At 62.6% G+C, this 16,031-nt stretch carries 16 protein-coding genes; 6 read left to right on the forward strand and 10 right to left on the reverse strand.

Features of this window, described 5'->3' with window-relative positions; translation table 11 throughout:
- Positions 1 to 15 precede the first annotated feature (15 nt).
- The 4 genes from pdxB to rlmM all read right to left on the reverse strand — a co-directional run bounded on the left by pdxB (position 16) and on the right by rlmM (position 3,419).
- Positions 16 to 1,158: a 4-phosphoerythronate dehydrogenase PdxB gene (pdxB, locus tag AC3RCM_RS19135; RefSeq protein WP_409320057.1), complete on the reverse strand. Its 1,143-nt coding sequence runs from the start codon at positions 1,156 to 1,158 to the stop codon at positions 16 to 18.
- A 60-nt stretch (positions 1,159 to 1,218) separates the two neighbouring features.
- Positions 1,219 to 1,461: a sulfurtransferase TusA gene (gene tusA / locus AC3RCM_RS19140; RefSeq protein WP_003248727.1), complete on the reverse strand. Its 243-nt coding sequence runs from the start codon at positions 1,459 to 1,461 to the stop codon at positions 1,219 to 1,221.
- Between the two features lie 21 nt (positions 1,462 to 1,482).
- Positions 1,483 to 1,692 carry a hypothetical protein gene (locus AC3RCM_RS19145; RefSeq protein ID WP_492629072.1) on the reverse strand — a complete coding sequence of 70 codons (210 nt, stop codon included), beginning with the start codon at positions 1,690 to 1,692 and terminating at the stop codon, positions 1,483 to 1,485.
- A gap of 662 nt (positions 1,693 to 2,354) precedes the next feature.
- Complete coding sequence (rlmM, locus tag AC3RCM_RS19150) at positions 2,355 to 3,419, reverse strand: 23S rRNA (cytidine(2498)-2'-O)-methyltransferase RlmM (protein WP_004577178.1); 1,065 nt, start codon at positions 3,417 to 3,419, stop codon at positions 2,355 to 2,357.
- Positions 3,420 to 3,643: 224 nt separating this feature from the next.
- Here rlmM and acnA point away from each other — a divergent pair, with 224 nt between their 5' ends.
- Both acnA and AC3RCM_RS19160 read left to right on the forward strand, forming a co-directional pair.
- Positions 3,644 to 6,385, forward strand: coding sequence for an aconitate hydratase AcnA (gene acnA / locus AC3RCM_RS19155; protein ID WP_010953110.1), 2,742 nt, complete (start codon positions 3,644 to 3,646; stop codon positions 6,383 to 6,385).
- A gap of 141 nt (positions 6,386 to 6,526) precedes the next feature.
- On the forward strand, positions 6,527 to 8,092 hold the full coding sequence (locus tag AC3RCM_RS19160; RefSeq protein ID WP_064491416.1) for a methyl-accepting chemotaxis protein: 1,566 nt from the start codon (positions 6,527 to 6,529) through the stop codon (positions 8,090 to 8,092).
- Positions 8,093 to 8,409: 317 nt separating this feature from the next.
- Here the strand turns inward: AC3RCM_RS19160 and AC3RCM_RS19165 are convergent, their stop codons facing one another.
- The 6 genes from AC3RCM_RS19165 to AC3RCM_RS19190 all read right to left on the reverse strand — a co-directional run bounded on the left by AC3RCM_RS19165 (position 8,410) and on the right by AC3RCM_RS19190 (position 13,156).
- Positions 8,410 to 9,468, reverse strand: a complete 1,059-nt coding sequence (locus tag AC3RCM_RS19165) for an IS110-like element ISPpu11 family transposase (protein ID WP_104887826.1) — start codon at positions 9,466 to 9,468, stop codon at positions 8,410 to 8,412.
- Between the two features lie 316 nt (positions 9,469 to 9,784).
- Entirely contained in the window at positions 9,785 to 10,669 is an 885-nt protein-coding gene (locus tag AC3RCM_RS19170; protein ID WP_014591800.1) for a pseudouridine synthase, read from the reverse strand.
- Between the two features lie 51 nt (positions 10,670 to 10,720).
- Complete coding sequence (locus tag AC3RCM_RS19175; RefSeq protein ID WP_014591801.1) at positions 10,721 to 11,029, reverse strand: hypothetical protein; 309 nt, start codon at positions 11,027 to 11,029, stop codon at positions 10,721 to 10,723.
- A 65-nt stretch (positions 11,030 to 11,094) separates the two neighbouring features.
- Positions 11,095 to 11,526 carry a D-Ala-D-Ala carboxypeptidase family metallohydrolase gene (locus tag AC3RCM_RS19180; protein ID WP_279840729.1) on the reverse strand — a complete coding sequence of 144 codons (432 nt, stop codon included), beginning with the start codon at positions 11,524 to 11,526 and terminating at the stop codon, positions 11,095 to 11,097.
- 108 nt (positions 11,527 to 11,634) lie between these two features.
- Positions 11,635 to 11,874: a glutaredoxin family protein gene (locus AC3RCM_RS19185; RefSeq protein WP_010953106.1), complete on the reverse strand. Its 240-nt coding sequence runs from the start codon at positions 11,872 to 11,874 to the stop codon at positions 11,635 to 11,637.
- Positions 11,875 to 11,947: 73 nt separating this feature from the next.
- Positions 11,948 to 13,156: an ammonium transporter gene (locus AC3RCM_RS19190; RefSeq protein WP_010953105.1), complete on the reverse strand. Its 1,209-nt coding sequence runs from the start codon at positions 13,154 to 13,156 to the stop codon at positions 11,948 to 11,950.
- 312 nt (positions 13,157 to 13,468) lie between these two features.
- Here AC3RCM_RS19190 and AC3RCM_RS19195 point away from each other — a divergent pair, with 312 nt between their 5' ends.
- The 4 genes from AC3RCM_RS19195 to AC3RCM_RS19210 all read left to right on the forward strand — a co-directional run bounded on the left by AC3RCM_RS19195 (position 13,469) and on the right by AC3RCM_RS19210 (position 15,973).
- Positions 13,469 to 13,783 (forward strand): ElaB/YgaM/YqjD family protein, encoded by a 315-nt coding sequence (locus tag AC3RCM_RS19195; RefSeq protein ID WP_010953104.1) that lies wholly within the window; start codon positions 13,469 to 13,471, stop codon positions 13,781 to 13,783.
- Between the two features lie 9 nt (positions 13,784 to 13,792).
- Positions 13,793 to 14,167 carry a phage holin family protein gene (locus tag AC3RCM_RS19200; RefSeq protein ID WP_010953103.1) on the forward strand — a complete coding sequence of 125 codons (375 nt, stop codon included), beginning with the start codon at positions 13,793 to 13,795 and terminating at the stop codon, positions 14,165 to 14,167.
- On the forward strand, positions 14,164 to 14,493 hold the full coding sequence (locus AC3RCM_RS19205) for a hypothetical protein (protein ID WP_020192627.1): 330 nt from the start codon (positions 14,164 to 14,166) through the stop codon (positions 14,491 to 14,493). The genes AC3RCM_RS19200 and AC3RCM_RS19205 overlap by 4 nt, the downstream gene beginning before the upstream one ends.
- 148 nt (positions 14,494 to 14,641) lie before the next feature.
- Positions 14,642 to 15,973, forward strand: coding sequence for a deoxyguanosinetriphosphate triphosphohydrolase (locus tag AC3RCM_RS19210; RefSeq protein WP_492629073.1), 1,332 nt, complete (start codon positions 14,642 to 14,644; stop codon positions 15,971 to 15,973).
- The last annotated feature ends 58 nt before the right edge of the window (positions 15,974 to 16,031 follow it).

The raw sequence follows: 16,031 nt of genomic DNA on the forward strand, positions 1-16,031 counted from the left end.
CAAGACAAGGCTTGCTTAGACCAACACCCCACCCAAGGCACTGACCAACTGCGCCAACTGCGGCGCCTCCCCGTGCAAGCGCACGGCCAGCCCCTCGATCTCGCGCCTTGGCGGGTATTGCTTGCGCAACTGGTCGAACGCCGCCCGCTGTTGCTGCGGATCATCGCTCAGGCTACGGCGGAAATCGGCATCATCACGGCGCGGGTCATACACGGCGCGACACAGGGTGGCCATGGCCCAGGCCAGGTCGGTGCTGGCATCCAGCTCGATCTGCGCCAGCGGTGGCTTGGGCAGCAGCTCGGCCAGTCGCACCTGCTCGTTCACACCCAGGTAGCGGCACAGCGCCTGGTAGATCTGCGCCGTGCCACGCTGGCGGCCATCGAGGCTATAGCCGGCAATGTGCGGCGTAGCCAGGGTGCACAGGTCGGCCAACTGCAGGTCGACCTGCGGCTCCCCTTCCCACACATCCAGCACCGCGTGCACGTCTTCGCGGTCCAGCAGCAGCTCGCGCAGGGCCACGTTGTCCACCACCGGGCCACGGCTGGCGTTCAACAGCCAGGCACCCGGGCGCAACTGTGCCAGCTGCGCCTGCCCCAGCAGGTGCCAGGTCGGGTGCTGGCCGCCGCGTTGCAACGGGGTATGCAAGCTGATCACATCGCACTGCTGCAGGATGGTTTCGAGGCTGACGTAGTCGCCGCCCTCGGCGGCCTGACGCAACGGGTCGCACACCAGCACCTTCCAGCCCAGGCCATGCAGCACCCGCACGAGGCGGCCACCCACTTCACCCGCGCCCACTACGCCATACACGCGCTCAGGCAATGCCACGCCATCCAGTTCGGCCAGGGTCAGCAGGCTGCCCAGCACGTAATCGACCACGCCGCGGGCATTGCAGCCAGGTGCGCTGCTCCAGTGGATGCCAGCTTCTGCAAAGTAGTCCAGGTCCAGGTGATCAGTGCCGATGGTGCAGGTGCCGACAAAGCGTACACGGCTGCCTTCGAGCAGCTGACGGTCGACCTTGGTCACCGAGCGCACCAGCAGGATATCGGCGTCCTTGACGCTGGCAGCATCGAGGCTTCGGCCGGGGTAGCGGCGAATTTCACCGAAACCCTGGAAGAAGGCATCGAGCAGCGGGATGTTCTCGTCGGCAACTATCAGCATGGCGCTCTCCTGTCTGGGGAGCGCAGTGTAGGCGCAACGCCGGGCGTGTTCCAGAGCGATTCAGTCGGCTTTCTTGCGGATCCAGTACAGGAAAGTGCCGGCGTCCTCTTGCTGCTGCAGCAGCTCGTGGCCGAGGAAGTTGCAGAACTTGGGGATGTCGCGGCGGGTCGACGGGTCGGTGGCGATGACCTTGAGCAGGCCGCCGGCGGCCAGGTTGCGTACGTGCTGGTGCAGCATCATCACGGGTTCCGGGCAGTTCAGGCCGGTGGCATCGAGGATGGCGTCGGGGGTGAAATCGGTCATGGGGGGCTCCGAAAATGATCGCTATTGTCGCGCATAGCGCGACGCGGTCCAAGCACGGCTTTCAAACCCAGCGCTCTTGATCTCGATCTTGATCTTGATCTTGATCTTGATCTTGATCTTGATCTTGATCTTGATCTTGATCTTGATCTTGATCTTGATCTTGATCTTGATCTTGATCTTCGCGACTTCAGGAGGCCGAACGCAGGCCTTGCGGAGGGAGGTGACGGGCATGGATGCCCGTCAAGCGCTGGGCCCCAGGATGGGGCCTGCAGCGCGGTCCTCCCGGGAGCGAGGCCGGAGAGAGGGAACCCCGGAGCGCAGCGCAGGGGCCGGATGATGGGAGCGCAGCGTTTTTTGGTTACTTTTTGTCGCGTTTGACAAAAAGTGACTCGCCGTAAGGGCGAAAAGGTGAGTCAGCGTCGCCATCGCAAACGGACGGTTCGCTGAGTCAAAACAGACGAATTTGCTTCTTGCTTCTTGCTTCTTGCTTCTTGCTTCTTGCTTCTTGCTTCTTGGATGTGAGCATCCACATCAATTAGGTATTCATTCGCGAAGGTGGCGCATAGTCACCTTTCCGCCCTTACGGCGGGTCCCTTTTTGTCGTGGCAAAAAGGAACCAAAAACCGTCGGCTCCCATCATCCGGCCCCTGCGCTGCGCTCCGGGGTCCCCTCGCTCCGGGCTTGCTCCCGGGAGGACCGCGCTGCAGGCCCCATCCTGGGGCCCAGCGCTTGACGGGCATCCATGCCCGTCACCTCCCTTCGCAAGCCCTGCACTCGGCCTCCTGAAGTCGCAATCTGCGTCGCCTGAACTATCGCGCGCTTAGATGCAACAGCAAAAGCAGAAGCAGACACAGGCGCAGAAGCAGAAGCAGAAGCAGAACGACGCGCTGGCCTCAGCGTGGCTTCAAGTCGAGCCGCCGCAGGTGGCACGTCACTTCCTCGCGGTCGTGGTACAGCTGCTTGCAGGCAATCGACACCCTGATCTTGCGTGCCTTGAATGTTGCCTCCATACGGTCGAGCAGGCGCCGTACTTCGGCATAACGCTGCTTCATCGGCAACTTCAGGTTGACCACCGCCTCGCGGCACAGCCCCTCACCCAGCCAGGTTTCAATCAGCGAGGTGGTACGCGCCGGCTTCTCGACGATATCGCACACCATCCAGTCTACCGGCTGCTTCGGCTGCCAGGTAAAACCATCGGCCATCAAGTGCTGGACCAGGCCTGTGTCCATCAGGCTTTCGGCCATCGGCCCGTTGTCGATGGCTGTCACCAGCATACCGCGGCGCACCAGCTGGTAGGTCCAGCCACCCGGCGAGGCTCCCAGGTCGACGCCGGTCATGTCATCACCCAGGCGCTGCTCCCACTGCTCACGCGGGATGAACTGGTGCCAGGCCTCTTCCAGCTTGAGTGTCGAGCGGCTAGGTGCCTCACGAGGGAACTTCAGGCGCGGGATGCCCATGGGCCACAAGGCGCTGTTGCTGGCCGATGCAACGCCGACAAATACCCGCCGGCCGCTGATGAAGGTCAGCAGCAAGCGTGGACGGCCAGGGTCGTCGACCAGGCGGCCGGCCTTCTCCAGGGCCTTGCGCAACGGCACTTCGAACTTTCGGCAGAAGGTAGACAATTCCTTGCCTTCGTTGCTGTCCAGCACCTCCAGCCAAAGGCTACCGAACACCGGGAAGTCAGCCAACTGCGCCAGCAGTACGCTGATGCGGTCACTTTCCGGCAGTTCGACGTAACCGCCACGTGCCCACTGCCGCGGGAAAATCAGCTGGTTGAAACGCAGTTCCCCCATCAAGCGCTCGGCACCGCCCTCCTCGCTACAGACAAACTCGGCACTGGCACTTTGCGGCTTGCCTTTGGCATAGCCAGCAACACCCAGGCGGGCGGCATGTTCGCTGATTTCGGCGCAAACCTCGCCCTCGAAACCGGGCCGGCAATGCATGAACAGGGTATTCATCTCTCACTCCACTACGGCTGGCGCACCACAGGCGCCGGCAGGGCGGCGATGATAAAGGAAGTTCGGAACCTGCGACACGCCCCGCCGGTCCAGAAAAAGGTCAGGTAGCGTAAACCGGTCTAACCTGACCATTCAGCCAGGTCCGTGCCGTGCGGACCGATACAGAGCGGTGCTGCCGGCAAACCGTGAATATTTGCCGGGCACCGGTGCAGAAGGAGTTGGCAATGCCCTCGCTCGATAGCCTGAACACCCTCAAGCCCCTCAAGGTCGGCGACAAGACCTACCACTACTTCAGCCTCACCGAGGCCGCCCGCCAGCTGGGTGACCTGCAGCGCCTGCCCATGTCGCTGAAAGTGCTGCTGGAAAATCTGCTGCGCTGGGAGGATGGCGCGACCGTCACCGGCGACGACTTGCGCGCCATTGCCCAATGGCTTGGCGAACGGCGCTCCGACCGCGAGATCCAGTACCGCCCGGCGCGGGTGTTGATGCAGGACTTCACCGGCGTGCCCGCCGTGGTCGACCTGGCGGCCATGCGCGCCGCCATGGCCAAGGCTGGCGGCGACCCGCAACGGATCAACCCGCTGTCACCGGTCGACCTGGTGATCGACCACTCGGTAATGGTCGACCGCTACGGCACGCCACAGGCCTTCGCCGAAAACGTCGACATCGAAATGCAACGCAATGGTGAGCGCTATGCCTTTCTGCGATGGGGCCAGAGCGCCTTCGACAATTTCCGCGTGGTCCCCCCGGGCACCGGCATTTGCCACCAGGTCAACCTGGAATACCTGGGCCGCACGGTGTGGACCCGTGAGGCCGACGGCCGCACCTATGCCTTCCCCGATACCTTGGTGGGCACAGACTCGCACACCACCATGATCAACGGCCTGGGCGTACTCGGCTGGGGTGTCGGCGGCATCGAAGCGGAAGCGGCCATGCTCGGCCAGCCGGTATCGATGCTGATCCCCGAAGTGATCGGCTTCAAGCTGACCGGCAAGCTGCGGGAGGGCATCACTGCCACTGACCTGGTGCTGACCGTGACGCAGATGCTGCGCAAGAAAGGCGTGGTGGGCAAGTTCGTCGAGTTCTACGGGGACGGCCTGGCCGAGTTGCCCCTGGCCGACCGCGCAACCATCGCCAACATGGCACCGGAATACGGCGCCACCTGTGGTTTCTTCCCGGTCGACCAAGTCACCCTGGACTATCTGCGCCTCTCGGGCCGCCCCGAAGCGACCGTGCAACTGGTCGAGCAGTACTGCAAGGCACAGGGCATGTGGCGCCTGCCCGGCCAGGAGCCGTCATTCAGCGACACGCTGGCCCTGGACATGGACGACGTCGAAGCCAGCCTGGCCGGGCCCAAACGGCCGCAGGACCGCGTAGCGCTGGGCCAGGTCAGCCAAGCCTTCGACCACTTCATCGAGCTGCAGCCCAAACCGCTGGCCAAAGAAGTTGGCCGCCTGGAAAGCGAAGGTGGCGGCGGTGTGGCAGTGGGCAACGCCGACCAGACCGGCGCAGTCGACTACAGCCATCAGGGCCAGACCCACACCCTGCGCGATGGGGCCGTGGTGATTGCCGCGATCACCTCATGCACCAACACGTCCAACCCCAGTGTGATGATGGCTGCCGGGCTGGTGGCGAAAAAAGCACTGGAAAAGGGCCTGCAACGCAAACCTTGGGTCAAGAGTTCGCTGGCGCCGGGCTCCAAAGTCGTCACCGACTACTTCAAGGCAGCCGGGCTCACGCCTTACCTCGACCAACTGGGTTTTGATCTGGTCGGCTATGGCTGCACCACCTGCATCGGCAACTCCGGCCCGCTGGACGAGGCGATCGAAAAAGCCATTGGCAGCGCCGACCTCACCGTGGCCTCGGTGCTATCGGGCAACCGCAACTTCGAGGGCCGCGTGCACCCACTGGTCAAGACCAACTGGCTGGCCTCGCCCCCGCTGGTGGTGGCCTACGCCCTGGCCGGCAGCGTGCGCCTGGACCTGACGCGCGACCCGCTGGGGTCAGGCAAGGACGGCCAACCGGTCTACCTGCGGGATATCTGGCCGAGTCAGCAGGAAATTGCCGAGGCCGTGGCCAAGGTCGATACGGCGATGTTCCACAAGGAGTACGCCGAAGTGTTTGCCGGTGATGCGCAATGGCAGGCCATCGAGGTGCCACAGGCCGCCACTTACGTGTGGCAGGCTGACTCCACCTACATCCAGCACCCACCGTTCTTCGACGGCATCGGCGGGCCGCCGCCACAAATTGCCAATATTCACGGCGCACGGGTGCTGGCGCTGCTGGGCGATTCAGTGACCACCGACCACATTTCCCCCGCCGGCAACATCAAGACCGACAGCCCGGCCGGGCGCTACCTGCGGGAACAGGGTGTGGAGCCACGCGACTTCAACTCCTACGGTTCGCGGCGTGGCAACCATGAAGTGATGATGCGCGGCACCTTCGCCAACATCCGTATCCGCAACGAAATGCTGGCAGGCGAAGAAGGCGGCAACACGTTGCATGTGCCCACTGGCGAGAAGCTGTCGATCTACGACGCGGCCATGCGTTACCAGCAGGAAGGCACCCCGCTGCTGGTGATTGCCGGCCAGGAGTACGGCACCGGTTCGAGCCGCGACTGGGCAGCCAAGGGTACCAACCTGCTGGGGGTCAAGGCCGTGCTGGCAGAAAGCTTCGAGCGTATTCACCGCTCCAACCTGGTGGGCATGGGCGTATTGCCGCTGCAATTCAAGGCTGGGCACAACCGCAAACAGCTGGGGCTGACCGGCAAGGAGCAGATCGATGTACTGGGGCTGGACGGCGCGCATATTCACCCTGGCATGAGCCTGCCCTTGCGCATTACCCGCGAGGATGGCCAACAGGAACAGATCGAGGTGCTATGCCGGATTGATACCCTGAACGAGGTGGAATACTTCAAGGCGGGGGGGATTCTGCATTATGTGTTGCGCCAGATGATCGCCAGTTGAGTCTGGCCGAAGATTCGTTCCGTTCTTGAAACCGAGCGCCGCGGGGGCGGCGCTCGATCTCTGCAATCAATGAATCAAATATCCATTCAATAAAACCAGCCGCTTGCCGATACCTGTCGAAAGCCCTGCGGACTATCACCCATGCGTAACAACCAGCCAATTACCCAGAGAGAACGGACTTTCCCAGCCCAGCAGCGGTTGATCTCCACTACCAACGCCAAGGGTGTGATCACCTACTGCAACGATGCCTTTATCGAAATCAGTGGTTTCACCCGCGAGGAGCTGACGGGCGCACCGCACAACCTGGTGCGCCACCCCGACGTACCGCCTGCCGTGTTTGCCCATATGTGGCAAACCCTCAAGCAGGGCCAGCCGTGGATGGGTATCGTCAAGAACCGCTGCAAGTCCGGCGACCATTACTGGGTCAACGCCTATGTCACCCCCATTTTCGATAACAACCAGGTTGTCGGCTTCGAGTCGGTGCGGGTCAAGCCCACCGCCGAACAGATCCGCCGCGCCGAGGCCCTGTACCAGCGCATCAACCAGGGCAAGCCGCCGGTACCGCGTCGCGACAAGTGGCTGCCAGTGCTGCAGGACTGGCTACCGTTCATCCTGATCAGCCAGGTGGGCTTCCTGATCGGCAACTGGCTGGGTCATTCCTGGGGCTTTGCCTTGGCCGCAGGGCTTTCGGTACCGCTGGGCCTGCTTGGCCTGAGCTGGCAGCAGCGCGGCCTCAAGCGCCTGCTGCGCCTGGCCGAGCAAACCACTTCCGACCCACTGATCGCGCAGATGTTCACCGACAGCCGTGGCGTGCAGGCGCGCCTGGAAATGGCCATGCTCAGCCAGGACGCACGCATGAAAACCTGCCTGACGCGCCTACAAGACAGTGCCGAACACCTGAGCGAACAGGCACGACAGTCCGATGCCTTGGCGCACAAGAGCTCTTCGGGGCTGGAGCGCCAGCGGGTGGAGACCGAGCAAGTCGCCGCCGCGGTAAACCAGATGGCCGCCACCACTCAGGAAGTGGCCAACCATGTACAGCGCACCGCCGATGCCACCCAGGAAGCCAACCGCCTGACCAGCCAGGGCCGGCAGATTGCCGGAGAAACCCGCGAGGCCATCGAGCGCCTGTCGGCGGCAGTGGGCGAGACCGGCCAGACGGTTACGCAACTGGCCAAAGACAGCGACGAGATTGGGGGCGTGGTCGACGTGATCAAGGGCATCGCCGACCAGACCAACCTGCTGGCGCTGAACGCAGCCATTGAAGCGGCGCGCGCCGGTGAAATGGGCCGTGGCTTTGCCGTGGTGGCTGATGAGGTGCGACAGTTGGCCCAGCGCACCGCCGAATCCACCGGGCAGATCCACGGCCTGATCGCCAAGCTGCAACAGACCGCCAGCAACGCAGTGCTGACCATGGAAACCGGCCACCGCCAGGCACAGGAAGGCGTCGATCGGGTAATGCAGGCCGACGAAGCGCTGGTAGGCATCAGCGAAGCGGTGGCCAATATCACCGACATGGCCACCCAGATTGCTGCTGCAACCGAGGAGCAGACCGCAGTGGCTGACGAGATCAGCCGCAACATCAGCACCATTGCCGAACTGGCCGACCAGACCGCCGAACAGGCGCAGCACTCGGCACTGCTGAGCGAAGAACTGACCAGCACGGCGGGCAGCCAGTATTCGCTGGTGGAGCGCTTCAACCGCTGAAGCTCGAGACTTCCGCTGGGGATGGCACCGGCTCTGCCGGTGTTCGCGGGTAAACCCGCTCCTATGTATGGACTCGCCCACACTGTCTAGCTGCTTTTTTGAACATAGGAACCCGGTTGCATCTATGTATCAGGCCTGTTCGAGGAAGCTTTTTGCTTCTGGCCAACATCGTGGTGAGCTCGCAGTGTGCCGTTTACATTGAGGCCACTATCAGGCCTGTAGGAGCGGAGGCATCGGTCTGCGACGGTCTTACCTAGGGTCAATGTTCACTAGCAGGGGTTGGAGCGCCTAGCGCCCCGGTGGCATTACCCGGTTGGTCAGAGGCTCATAGCCGCCTCCGGTTTTTCGTTCGGTTTGCGTTGGTAAACCTGATCGCTCTGTAACAGGGCCCAGATAATCCGCAGATTTCGATTAGCCAGCCTGATCGCCGCCTCCTTGCGCCCAAGGCGGGATAGCCAGCGCAAGAGGCGGCGATCATCTGGCTGATCGGAATCAGGCCTTAACTGACTCAAGACAGCATGCGCGCCCTGGATCATCAGGCTGCGTATGTAGCCGTCACCGCGCTTGCTCATCTTGCCCAATCTGATTTTGTTTCCGCTGCTGTGCTGATCGGGCACGATACCGAAGAAGGCGGAATACATTCGGCCACTGGCGAAGCGGCTGGGGTCGGTCTGTTTCGCCACGATCGCCGTGGCAATGATAGGGCCGACGCCGCGAATGGTGATCAGTCGCTGAGCGACTTTATCCTCTTGGGCAGTCGCTTCGAGCCGGCGGCTCAGCGCCGTTATGCGTTCACCTAGAGACAACCAGTCCATCAGCAACTCATCGAGCAACTCGCGCAACAGGTCGGGTAGAGGCAAGGAAGCATCCTCAAGCGCCTGAGGCACATGCTTATTGATCGCGGCATCGCCCTGGGGCATGGATACGCCATGCTCGAGTAGCAAACCACGGATCTGATTACCCAGCGCGGTATGTCGCTTGATGTTACCGCGCCGGATACGGTGCAGCGCTTGAATAGCCAGTGCTGTGGTGCTCTTGATCGGTATCGAAGCGATGCTCGTATCGCGACCGGCACGCAAAATGGCATAGCAGTCGTTACGATCGTTCTTAGCACCGCTGCGATGTTCGGCGACACGTTGCGCCGGCAGGATGCGAACCGGATTACCTTTGGCCTGCAGCAGTCTGGCCCAGGCTTGTGCACCTGGACCGCACTCCATCAAGACGGCCACGGTCGTTGGCAGCCTGAGCAGGAAATCGTGGAACGCTTGGCGGGATTTGATGCGATCTTCGTAGATCACCCGACCAGTAGCGTCCTCGCCTGCTAATTGGAAGACCTGTTTGGCCAGGTCTACGCAGATGGTTGTGCAAAGCTCCACATCAGTGGAAGACAGGGAATCGTGTTTCGAACTATGCTTTTTCATGGTCTCGCCCTCGCTGCCGTTGGCTTCTTCGAACACCACCGTGGCACTGTGATGCCTCGGCGGGGGCGAGTCCATCGATTACAACGGCTGTGCCGAACCACCGATGCTGTGCCGGGCCGTCGATGCCTGTGTCGAACCACTGATGCGCGTCCACCCCCGGTCCATGTAGGAGCGGGTTTACCCGCGAATACGGTAGCAGCAGCAACGGTGAACGGCGGGTGGAGATTGGCCAGCAGGCCCGCCCCTTTAGCAGGCAAGTCCGCTTGCTGTGTTACCAGTCCAACCGCAAGCGGCTCTCGAAGTAGCGCTCTTCGCCACTCAGCGGGTCCTCGAAACGCAGGCTCTGCGCCAGCAGTTTCAGCGGCCGCTGGTAGTCATCCTCTTCGTTGAGCAATTGCGGATAGAACGGGTCATTGCTGATCCCTGCCCCCAAAGCCGCCATGTGCACACGCAACTGATGGGTCTTGCCGGTCACGGGCGACAGCCCATAGCGCCATCGCTCACCGTTCTTCTCCAGCACCTCGGCCAGGGTTTCACTGTTGGCCTCACCCTCCACCTCATGCATGCGGAAAAATGGCTCGCCATGCACCAGGCGGCTTTTGTGCACCAGCGGAAAGGCATGCTGTGGCATGGCAGCGGCAATGGCCTGGTAACGCTTGTCGATACGCCGCTCGGGGAACAGCCGCTGGTAGGCGCTGCGGCTGTGCGGGTTGGCGGAAAACAGCACAAGCCCGGCGGTGTGCCGGTCAATGCGGTGCAACGGCACCAGGTGCGGGTTGTCCAGGCGCCGGATCAGGCGGCGCAACAAGGTCTGCTCGACGTATTCACCGGTCGGCGTCACCGGCAGGAAATGCGGTTTATCGGCCACCACCAGGTGCTCGTCCACATGCAGCACCACCTCCTGCACCGGGATCGGCCGTTCGTTCGGCACTTCGCGGAAATAATGCAAACGCATGCCACGCTTGTAAGGCAGGTCGGCGGCAACTGCCTGCCCCTCGGCATCCAGCACCCGGCCACGGGCAAAGCGGTCAAGCCACTGGGCGCGGTCGATAGCCTTGAAATGATCACACAAGCAATCGAGCACCGTGACCCAGTTACCAGGTGGCAGGCACACCGTACTGGCTTGCTGGCGGGCGGGGTCGAAAGGCGTGGTCATGGCTGGGCTCGAGACGTTCATGGCCGCGCATTATCGCCCAAGCCCGCCCCCTCAACCAGCCTGGGCCATCGCCTCGCAGCGATCCTTCAGCCAGCGCAGTACTTGCACCGGCTCCCAGCGGCCAGGGTCGTAGAGTGCATAGAGCAACCCCTCATAGCCCACCACATCCAGCCCTCGGTGATAACCGGCCCGCTGGAACAAGGCCTCGATCTCGGCGAAGCAGGTATTGAAGTGGACTTTGCCGAACGGCGTGCAGTCGCCCGTCACCAGGCCTTCGAGGCGCAGTTCCAGAACGGCGTCAGCCACCCGATCCACGGGCATGCGGTTGACGCTGTACTTGAGTTGCTCGACATTGAGCATGGCTTCACCTCGATACTGTATTTATATACAGCATACGAACATCCCCTTGCTGCCGTCAATGCGCTTCATTGCAACCCCGCCAGGTAGCCGCTGCCTTTGCGCAGGGTCAGCACCTGCCTGCGTGGCGTGCCGCGCGTCACCGACAGATGCACCCATCTGTCGAATTCCAGGATCAGCTGATCGAAGGGCACCACACTTTCGCTGATTCGCCGGACGGTCTCGCGCGGGCTGACCTCGATCACCGTGAAGTCCGCCGCCAGCCCTTGCACGTGCTGGCTATCGGAGGCGCCACCGATCAACCGATTGACCCTTTCACTGCGATACCCGCTGCTGATGATGATGGGCGCGTCGAACAACGCACGTACCTGTTCCAGCGCACCACACAGTAATTGCAGGTTGGCCCTGGCTTCGAGGGGCGGTGCATTATCGAACCCGTCGCGGGCGGCGAGCTGGGAAACGGTCATTTCATCGAGGGTGAAATGTGGAGTGATCAACATGGCGAGCTATTCCGATGATGGAGAAGGTTACCGGCGACGGTGCGCCTCCACCGGATCATCAGCTCGCTTCACAGATCATGGAGCAGGGTTGCAACTCCTCTGCAGCCATCATTGCCCAAGAAAGGCCACCACTTGTTCGGTATCGAACGGCCAGTGCAACTCGGCGCCGTTGTCACAGCGCCGCAGCACCGGAATGATCAGGCCATAACGCTCGAACAAAGGCTCGCTCTCGGCGATGTCGACCAGCTCTACCAGCAGGCCATGATCGACGAGAGGCATCAACACAGCCTCGGCCACTTCGCAGAGGTGGCAGCCGAGGGTGCCGAACAGTTGACATTCAGGCAGCATGTGGCAGGTCCCGGGTTGGCATACACAGAAGCCTATTCTAGGCGCGCCACGCCCACCCTGCACCTGACCTGGCTCAATCCTGGCTGGTAGCACCGATCCGGTGCAGCGACAGGTCCGCGCCCTGGAACTCCTGCTCATGGCTCAAGCGCAGGCCATGCAGCGCACGAATTGCTCCGTACACGGCAAAGCCACCGGCCAAGGCCACCAGCACGCCCATCAGGCTGCCCAGCAACTGGCTGACCAGGCTGACACCGCCCATGCCACCCAACGCCACCTGGCCGAACACGCCACAGGCGATGCCACCCCACACGCCACACAGACCATGCAACGGCCACACACCCAGAACGTCGTCGATTTTCCAGCGATTTTGCGCGGCGGTGAAGGTCCAGACAAACAGCGCCCCCGCCACCAGGCCGGTGGCGAGCGCACCCACCGGGTGCATCAGATCGGAACCTGCGCAAATCGCCACCAGCCCGGCCAGCGGGCCGTTATGCAGAAAGCCCGGGTCGTTGCGCCCGGCCAGCAACGCTGACAGGGTGCCACCCACCATGGCCATCAGCGAGTTGATCGCCACCAGGCCGCTGACGCCCTGCAAGGTCTGGGCACTCATGACGTTGAAGCCGAACCAGCCGATGATGAGGATCCACGAGCCCAGCGCCAGAAAGGGAATGCTCGATGGCGCAAAAGCCACCAAACGCCCATCGCGGTAACGCCCACGGCGCGCCCCCAGCAGCAGCACCGCCGCCAGCGCCAGCCAGCCCCCCATGGCGTGTACCACCACAGACCCGGCAAAGTCGTGGAACGGTGCGCCGAAGCGTGCCTGCAGCCAAGCCTGTAGGCCCAGATTACCGTTCCACACCACACCCTCGAAGAACGGATAGACGAACGCCACGATCAACGCCGTAGCGCACAACTGCGGCACGAACCGCGCCCGCTCGGCAATGCCTCCGGAGATGATCGCCGGAATCGCCGCCGCGAAGGTCAGCAGGAAGAAACACTTGACCAGCGCATAGCCATGGTCGACAGCCAGCGTTGTCGCCGGCTGGAAGAAGTTGACCCCATAGGCGATCCAGTAGCCTATAAAGAAGTAGACCAGCGCCGAGATGGCGAAGTCGCTGAGGATCTTCGACAAGGCGTTGACCTGGTTCTTGTGGCGCACCGTGCCCACTTCAAGGAACGCGAAGCCGGCATGCATGGCCAGCACCAGAATGGCGCCCATGAGAATGAACAGGGTGTTGGAACCGTGGACCAGAGAGTCCATAGCGCTGTGCATGTTTTCCATGAAATAGGCAGACCTGCTGAAAAAGGCACCAGGACAGTTCAAGAACCTGCATCCCTGCACCGAATCGGTGCCAGCCCCTACCCTGTTCAGGTGAGCGGGGTGAAGCCTGCGTGGTTTTTTCTTGGGTTTGTCGTGGATTGGGTTAAGGTTTATCGGTATCCGCTGCGCGGGCGCCCTGAATCGGCGCATAACCGGTCACAGGCGCTCCGCAACGTGGCAAAAACATAGCAAGGCCCATACCAGCAGCCGCACTTGAACCTTCCATGCGTGCTGTCACTCGAAGTACCAACACTCATCGACAGGGAGAGACCCATGGCCAGCAAATCGGCAAAGAATGCACAAGAGATATTGATGGCTGACTTCCAGGCCTTGGTGCGCGACACCGAGAAGCTGCTGGCCGACACCGCCAACCTGGCCGGCGACCAGGCCGACGAATTGCGCGAGCAGATTCACGAGCGCCTGGCCCAGGCCCGCGAAACCCTGCAACTGACCCAGGACTCGGTACGTGAACGCGGTCAGGCAGCGCTTGGCAGCGCCGAGCAGTACGTGCAGGAAAACCCGTGGCGGGCAATCGGCATCGCCGCCGGCGTCGGCCTGTTGATCGGTCTGCTGGCCAACCGGCGCTAAGGGGAACCCATGGAGAATGACGCCAACGGCGCCAGCGCTTCGGGCAAGCGCCTGGGCGCGGCCATGCTGGGGCTGCTGCACAGTCACATCGAGCTGTTCGGTATCGAGTTGCAGGAGCAGAAGGGCCGTACCTTGAGCCTGCTGCTGTTCGCCGGCCTGGCGCTGGTGTTCGCCCTGCTGCTGCTGACCGCGCTGTCCGGGCTGCTGCTGGTGCTGCTGTGGGACAGCTATCGACTGGCCGGTATCATCGGTCTGTGCGTGTTCTATGGCATTGCTGCACTGTACTGCGGCGTGCGCCTGAAGGCGGCGGTGTTCGACGAATCATCGCCCTTCGGCGCCACCCTCGACGAACTTGCCAAGGACAGGGAGCGCCTGTTGCCATGAGCCTGCCAGAACTGCCAAACACGCGTAACCCGCGCGAACTGCGCAAGGCGCTGCTGCGCCTGCGCATGGAAATGCACCGCCAGGAAATCCGTCATGAGTCCGGTCAGTTGCTTGAACCGCTGCGCCGCGTGCGCGGTATGGGTAGCTCGCTACATGAAGGCCTGGGTATCAAGCATGCGCCACTGTGGGGCATCGGTGCCGTGGTGGCGCTGGGATTTCTCACCGGCAAAGGCGTACGCAGCGGCAACCTGACACGCCTGATACGGTTGGGCAGCACCCTGTTGCCACTGGTACGCCTCTACCTGCAAGGCAGCCGCCGCCCCTGACCAGGGTTCGCCCCGGCAGAAGCAGCCTTGTGCTGCGAAGAGGCCCGTTCCATCGATACGAATGCATCGTGGGGCTGGCCTCTTCTTCGCAGCACAATGCGCTTCCTGCAGGGTATGCTGCTGCCTTCGAACGACAGGAGACCGCGCCTTGGACTGGCACACCTTGCTTACCCGCGAACGGCTGGGCAAAGCCCTGTACAGCGCCGATGAACTCGGGCGCAGCCCCTTCCACAAAGACCACGACCGCATCATTTTCTCCGGTGCCTTCCGCCGCCTCGGCCGCAAGACCCAGGTGCACCCGGTGTCGAGCAACGACCATATCCATACGCGCCTGACTCATTCGCTGGAAGTCAGCTGCGTCGGCCGCTCGCTGGGGATGCGCGTCGGCGAGACCCTGCGCGACAACCTGCCGGACTGGTGCGCCCCCAGTGACCTGGGGATGATCGTGCAGTCAGCCTGCCTGGCCCACGACATCGGCAACCCGCCATTCGGCCACTCCGGCGAAGACGCCATTCGCCACTGGTTCCAGCAGGCGGCCGGGCGTGGCTGGCTGGACGACATGAGCGATGACGAACGGGCCGACTTTCTCAACTTCGAAGGCAATGCCCAGGGCTTTCGCGTGCTCACCCAACTGGAATACCACCAGTTCGATGGGGGGACCCGGCTGACCTATGCGACCCTCGGCACCTACCTCAAGTACCCGTGGAGCGCCCGCCACGCCGACGCCCTGGGCTACAAGAAGCACAAGTTCGGCAGCTATCAGAGCGAACTGCCCCTGCTCGAACAGATCGCCCGCAAACTCGGCCTGCCGCAGCTGGAACACCAGCGCTGGGCGCGCCACCCGCTGGTGTATCTGATGGAGGCTGCCGATGACATCTGCTACGCGCTGATCGACCTGGAAGACGGCCTGGAAATGGAGCTGCTGCAATACACAGAAGTCGAGGCGCTGTTGCTCGACCTGGTCGGCGAAGACCTGCCAGAAACCTACCGCCAGCTCGGCCCACGCGATTCTCGTCGGCGCAAACTGGCCATCCTGCGCGGCAAGGCCATCGAGCACCTGACCAACGCCGCCGCCCACGCATTCGTCGAGCAGCAGCAGGCGTTGCTGGCCGGGCAACTGCCGGGCGACCTGGTGGAACACATGCATGGCCCAGCCCAACGCTGTGTACTGCAAGCCAAGGACATGGCGCGCAACAAGATCTTCCAGGACAAACGCAAGACCCTGCACGAAATCGGCGCCTACACCACCCTGGAGATTCTGCTGAACACGTTCTGCGGTGCGGCCCTCGAGCAGCACGGTGGACGTACGCCATCGTTCAAGAGTCGCAGGGTGCTGGACCTGATCGGCAACAATGCGCCAGACCCGCATGCCTCGTTGCACAGCGCCTTCCTGCGCATGATCGACTTCATCGCCGGCATGACCGACAGCTATGCCAGCGAAATGGCCCGGGAGATGACCGGGCGCTCCAGCCCGACCTGAAACGCGTCGGTGCAGCGCAGGCTCGGCCAGGCGCTGCACCACGCTTGCAGGAAACTTC

The organism is Pseudomonas sp. GW823-FHT05G12, assembly GCF_058795575.1.

Excerpts from the sequence above, each read along its gene's own strand:
- AC3RCM_RS19170 (WP_014591800.1), bottom strand. The coding sequence starts at position 10,669 with ATGACCACGCCTTTCGACCCCGCCCGCCAGCAAGCCAGTACGGTGTGC.
- AC3RCM_RS19185 (WP_010953106.1), bottom strand. The coding sequence starts at position 11,874 with ATGCTGCCTGAATGTCAACTGTTCGGCACCCTCGGCTGCCACCTCTGC.
- AC3RCM_RS19180 (WP_279840729.1), bottom strand. The coding sequence starts at position 11,526 with ATGTTGATCACTCCACATTTCACCCTCGATGAAATGACCGTTTCCCAG.
- AC3RCM_RS19190 (WP_010953105.1), bottom strand. The coding sequence starts at position 13,156 with ATGGAAAACATGCACAGCGCTATGGACTCTCTGGTCCACGGTTCCAAC.
- AC3RCM_RS19145 (WP_492629072.1), bottom strand. The coding sequence starts at position 1,692 with ATGCCCGTCACCTCCCTCCGCAAGGCCTGCGTTCGGCCTCCTGAAGTC.
- AC3RCM_RS19200 (WP_010953103.1), top strand. The coding sequence starts at position 13,793 with ATGGAGAATGACGCCAACGGCGCCAGCGCTTCGGGCAAGCGCCTGGGC.
- acnA (WP_010953110.1), top strand. The coding sequence starts at position 3,644 with ATGCCCTCGCTCGATAGCCTGAACACCCTCAAGCCCCTCAAGGTCGGC.
- pdxB (WP_409320057.1), bottom strand. The coding sequence starts at position 1,158 with ATGCTGATAGTTGCCGACGAGAACATCCCGCTGCTCGATGCCTTCTTC.
- AC3RCM_RS19160 (WP_064491416.1), top strand. The coding sequence starts at position 6,527 with ATGCGTAACAACCAGCCAATTACCCAGAGAGAACGGACTTTCCCAGCC.
- tusA (WP_003248727.1), bottom strand. The coding sequence starts at position 1,461 with ATGACCGATTTCACCCCCGACGCCATCCTCGATGCCACCGGCCTGAAC.
- AC3RCM_RS19205 (WP_020192627.1), top strand. The coding sequence starts at position 14,164 with ATGAGCCTGCCAGAACTGCCAAACACGCGTAACCCGCGCGAACTGCGC.
- AC3RCM_RS19195 (WP_010953104.1), top strand. The coding sequence starts at position 13,469 with ATGGCCAGCAAATCGGCAAAGAATGCACAAGAGATATTGATGGCTGAC.
- rlmM (WP_004577178.1), bottom strand. The coding sequence starts at position 3,419 with ATGAATACCCTGTTCATGCATTGCCGGCCCGGTTTCGAGGGCGAGGTT.
- AC3RCM_RS19175 (WP_014591801.1), bottom strand. The coding sequence starts at position 11,029 with ATGCTCAATGTCGAGCAACTCAAGTACAGCGTCAACCGCATGCCCGTG.